The following is a 4,633-nucleotide window of genomic DNA, read 5'->3' as shown; positions in this document are numbered from 1 at the left end:
CAACGATTGCTTGCATTTCTTTGTTTGCAAGTTTTTTTAACCCGTTATGATAAATATCCAAATATTTATATAAACTATTACTGAAATCACAATGTACCATTCTGTCTCCTTAAACCTCAAGGCTTATGTACTGTTCGTCATATAACTAACAAAAGAATCTATTCCCAAAGTGCATTTATTTTATCTGGCAATAATTCTATCTCTGTCCCAAGCACAGCAACATCATCTTCATCTATTAGCACTGGTACATTAAAGTAGTTTCCCTTATTATCAATTCCATAAAGTTCACCACCACCATTTGAACCAATAATAATGTGATCCGGCAGAAATACTTCAATTTCATAATCATCATTTATTTCTTGTAATTCTTCTAACCGATATAATATAAGCCATGTTTCACCAATATCGCCTTGGCCACCATTGTGTTTTTTCATAAATTCTATGTAATCGTTTGGTAATACCACATCATTTATTTTCTCGATAATTTCTCCAACATAAGGCGTATTAAATTCAAACATTCCCCATTTTTCCATATCATTCACCTCGCCGTAAAATTCAAATTCGTCTCTCCGTTAAACACACCGGCTTACTGAAACTTGTCGCTTTGTTTCTGTTTAGATTGCATTTGACATAAGAACGAAATTATTCAATCGTTTTAGATATTCTGCATTCGCCAATCAGACAATCCAACATATCTTCTACGCCAATTCCACACAGTTCGCAGCATCCATTTGTAAAACAATAAAATTCATTCGTGATGGTCATCACTAAAAACAGCTCATTTGTGCAACACATTCCCAACGGATAAGTTGTTGTATTAATATCATACTCATCTAACAAATTTTCAAAATATTCCGCATCTAAATTTATTCCAATAGCTTCCAACGGATTGAAATCGACATCTCTAAACCATTTCAAATTCTCAATATGGAGCAATCCAAATTCCTCAAGAAAAGCTTCTACATTTGCTGGCATCTCCAATCCAATTTCTCTATATCTCTTTTTGAAAGCAGAAATATCAATTTTACGTCCACATTTCCATCCAGCTGCCTTTAGCCGTTGTAAGGTAGTAGTTTCCATACAATTCTCCTTCCCAATACAATAAGCAACTTCAAATAAACGCGTGCTTTTATAGCTCGCCTCTCAAACGTGCTTCTATATCAGATGCCGTGTATAACACATCCGTTACAATTACCCTTTCGTCACGGATTGTGTAAAACACTGAATAATTATCGACGAGCATTCTACGCAACTCCATTCTCTTTTCCGGCTCAGAATCCATAATCCTAAATCGTTCCGGGAAAGTGTCTAATGTAAGTATTTCATCAGCAATGCGATTATATTGCCCCATTGCATTATCCGGAGCAAGCAAATCTATAGCAATATAATTGTATATATCTTCCATATCCTGCAAAGCTTCTTTTGTAATCTCTACCTTATATTGCTTCATTAATGCCTCTCTCTAAATGCCACAAACGCACTAGCTGCATCCTCAACATTTCCTTTCTCTATATCGGCATATCCTTTTTCTAACTTTTGATGAATCTGTGTAACAGACATCATATCTGCATTCACTGAATTAGCTGCTTTTGGTAATACAATAGAAAAGGGAATTCCTCCTACTAATGATATTTGTTTTAAATACATATCTATAGCAGTAGCCATTGGTATCCCTAATTGTGCCAATACACTTTCTGCATTTTCTTTTACATCTGGATTTACTCTTATATTTAATGTTGCTGTTTTTCCCATAGAATACACCTCCATCTTTCTTTTATTGTAACGTCTTTTGCGTTACAAGTCAATCTATGAAATATATTTTCGATGCGATAGCTTCACATTGTTTTGATTAACCATTGCATATCTGAGCGTTGTATCTATTTGCTCATGTCCCAGAATTTTCTGTACCTGTTCAATCGGCATACCTTTCTCAATTGCTCTGGTGGCCATAGTCCTTCTGAACTTATGTGGGTGTACCTTTTCTACACCTAACTTCTTCCCCATTTCTCGTAATCGTAACTCCACACCGCTTTCAGTAAGTCTACTGTGTGGTTTGTTTAACGACACAAATAACGCTATATTATTATCTGTCCTTGATTCAATATAATTCAACAAATGAATTTTGGTCTTAGCATCAAAATATGCTTTCCTCTCTTTGTCTCCTTTGCCATAAACCACGCATTCCCGCTCAGAGAAATCTATATCATCAATGTTCAGCCTTACCAATTCGCCTACTCTAATTCCTGTTGAAAGCAGAAAATCAATCATTGCCCTATCACGCAGATTATTACAATTATCTCTAAGAATTTCTATTTTCTCATCCGGAATGGTATCTTTTACAATAACGGCAGTCTTTACCTTATGAATTCTTTTCATTGGGCTTTTTATAATATAATCCTCTTCCTCTAGCCACGAAAAAAATGTGGAAAGACTTCTACGAATATTATTAATAGTTACCTTTCCACAATTATTTATCGTTTGATACTCTACAAGATATTTTCGTAGCATCTCGGTCGTTATCTTTATGACCGGAATATTTCTGGATGACCTCCCATTCATGCCGCCAGATTTCACAATACTTCTGGTCGTTCCAGTCAACCGTATCCTCCTTGTGGCTTTTCCACCTGCCGGATGGCAGCTTTATCCGTTCCCCGTTTTCATCAAGGTCATAAACCTTACGGCTCTTGGGAAGCCATTTCCCATGTTCGTCCATTGCCCTCATAGTCAGCAGGACATGGGCGTGGGGATTGTGTCCCGGCGGATGGGGGTCATGGATGGCAAAGTCAGCAATCATGCCTTTGGTGGAAACAAATTGCTGTTCACAAAACTCCCGGACAAGGACAGCATACTGGTCGGGCGGTATCTCTCTGGGGATGGTAAGCACCCAACGCCTTGCAAGCTGGGAGTTCCATTGCTTCTCCACCGCTTCGGCGGCGTTCCATAGGGTATTGCGGTCTGCATACGACCGTGGGGCATTTGCCGGGAGCAGGATTTCATTGTGGACGATGCCACGCTTTTCCGGGTAGTGCTTCACTTGCTGGTCATATTCACAGAACAGCTTTTCGCCACTCTGGTAAGCAGCGGCGGCAACCGCAGACTGCCGCTGGCTGCGCTGCACAATCGTGATTTCATTGTGTGGACAGGGCATTTCGTGTCCCTCCTTTCAGTAATTGGTGGATGGGGTGGCGTTTTACCACCCCATTTTGGGCAGAAAAAAAGCAGGAGACCTTTTTCAGATTTCCTGCTCGGTGTGCCGCTGTGAGGGCGGCGGGTATTAAGTTGTAAAAGTTCAGGACAAGTTGACCCGATGTGTGGGTGGCAAATTGAAAGTTTTCTACTTTATACTTCCTAGATTAAAATCGTACTCATCAGATTCTCGTGGATTCTTGAAACCTTCAAACGAATCTACTTCTGTAAAGGAAAAGAAAAAACCACAGTTGGGGGTAGGAAATTTCTGTTGTTCCTTTCGGGTGTAGCCTTTGATGGACAGCAGATATTTTCCAGCGGGAACATTATACTTGATGTCCGTATAAATTGTACAGATACCATCTGGTGTTTCTGACTTATACCACCGTTCCCACGGGGAGTGGTAGTGCTCCACAGAACCGAAGTACCCCGGTGTGGTATAAAATTCTTCTTCCTTGATATGGTATTCCTTTGGCTCAAAAGGTTCAAGCTGTTCAATAGCAGAAATCCAAAGTCCATCTTTTACTTCCAGATTAAAGCCCTCATAGCTGATTTTTTGCACCCACTGGTCATCAAAGGGCTCGTCCTGCCCTTCCAATTTGATTGCATAATTATAGTGATCAATCCCTACCAACGGGATGAAAATTCCCTCTCGTTGCGTGTTCAGATAAAGCTCTTTATCCTTTTGCAGAAGACTTAACAGTTTTCTTTTCCGAATTTTCTCACGCTTCAAAAAATCCTGTAAGGTGTCTGCGGAAAATAAACAGATCCCATAGCCACCTGCAATTACCATTCTGTCCATAACTTCTCCTTCCCAATACAATAAGCCACTTCCGATTTGTCGTCGACTTCATTATACTTTACCCGACCGTCAAAGTATAGAGAGATTTTGTAAAACTTGTCGGCTGGGAACAGCTTGCAAAGCAAGGTGTCCCCAGATGGCAAGTCCACAAAAGGGTAGCTGGCGGCAGCCAGCGCAGGGGTGCAAAACGTCCGGTGGACGTTTGCCCTGCACCGACCGAAGCGGAGCGGAGACGGCGTAGCGTCTCCTGTATGATTTGGAGCAGACCATGACTGCGGAAGCCAACATTCTGTCGGCTGCTGCGGCTTTCGCCGAGTGAATATGCAAGCATATTCGTTCGGCTCATTGCTCGCACAAATCACAGCCCTCCGGCGAGGAGCCTTCGGAGAACGCAATGCACCAACCTCCGGGTGGTGTATAATTGCGCCCTTAGTAAACTAAGGGGTTTCCGGCTTCTCCCGTTCCAGCAGTTTCTTCAATAGTTCCTGCGTGTCCTGCCTGTGAAAAATGAGTTTCAACAACAGCATGACATCATCGTCTGTCAGGCGTTCCGGCTCTTGCAGAAAACTTTCCAGCATACCGCCACGAGTACAGAGCCGGTGCGTCCGTTCCTTTCGGGTAAGCTGCTTTAACTGGTGCTGCAAC

General features: G+C 41.4%; 6 protein-coding genes and 2 pseudogenes. All 8 read right to left on the bottom strand.

What is annotated here, in order from left to right; genetic code table 11:
• Positions 1-158: 158 nt before the first annotated feature.
• A complete protein-coding gene (locus GPK83_RS15330; RefSeq protein WP_117553305.1) occupies positions 159-533 on the bottom strand; it encodes an SMI1/KNR4 family protein in 375 nt (124 codons plus the stop codon).
• 109 nt (positions 534-642) lie between these two features.
• Positions 643-1,080: an SUKH-3 domain-containing protein gene (locus GPK83_RS15325; protein WP_015553869.1), complete on the bottom strand. Its 438-nt coding sequence runs from the start codon at positions 1,078-1,080 to the stop codon at positions 643-645.
• Positions 1,081-1,129: 49 nt separating this feature from the next.
• A complete protein-coding gene (locus tag GPK83_RS15320; RefSeq protein WP_015553868.1) occupies positions 1,130-1,450 on the bottom strand; it encodes a type II toxin-antitoxin system RelE/ParE family toxin in 321 nt (106 codons plus the stop codon).
• Positions 1,450-1,752 (bottom strand): type II toxin-antitoxin system RelB/DinJ family antitoxin, encoded by a 303-nt coding sequence (locus tag GPK83_RS15315; RefSeq protein ID WP_015553867.1) that lies wholly within the window; start codon positions 1,750-1,752, stop codon positions 1,450-1,452. The genes GPK83_RS15320 and GPK83_RS15315 overlap by 1 nt, the downstream gene beginning before the upstream one ends.
• A 54-nt stretch (positions 1,753-1,806) precedes the next feature.
• A pseudogene (locus GPK83_RS15310) lies at positions 1,807-2,520 on the bottom strand (tyrosine-type recombinase/integrase); the annotation flags it as partial.
• Between the two features lie 19 nt (positions 2,521-2,539).
• Positions 2,540-3,148 (bottom strand): annotated as a pseudogene (gene mobQ, locus GPK83_RS15305) (MobQ family relaxase); the annotation flags it as partial.
• Positions 3,149-3,334: 186 nt separating this feature from the next.
• Positions 3,335-3,988 carry a hypothetical protein gene (locus GPK83_RS15300; protein WP_227612115.1) on the bottom strand — a complete coding sequence of 218 codons (654 nt, stop codon included), beginning with the start codon at positions 3,986-3,988 and terminating at the stop codon, positions 3,335-3,337.
• A gap of 437 nt (positions 3,989-4,425) precedes the next feature.
• A partial coding sequence (locus tag GPK83_RS15295; RefSeq protein ID WP_215705177.1) for a DUF3847 domain-containing protein occupies positions 4,426-4,633 on the bottom strand: 208 nt, incomplete at its 5' end.

The sequence above is a fragment of the Clostridium sp. MCC328 genome (genome assembly GCF_018785465.1).
Lineage (GTDB): Bacteria > Bacillota > Clostridia > Lachnospirales > Lachnospiraceae > Pilosibacter > Pilosibacter fragilis.
This window is presented reverse-complemented; position numbering and strand designations above follow the sequence as displayed.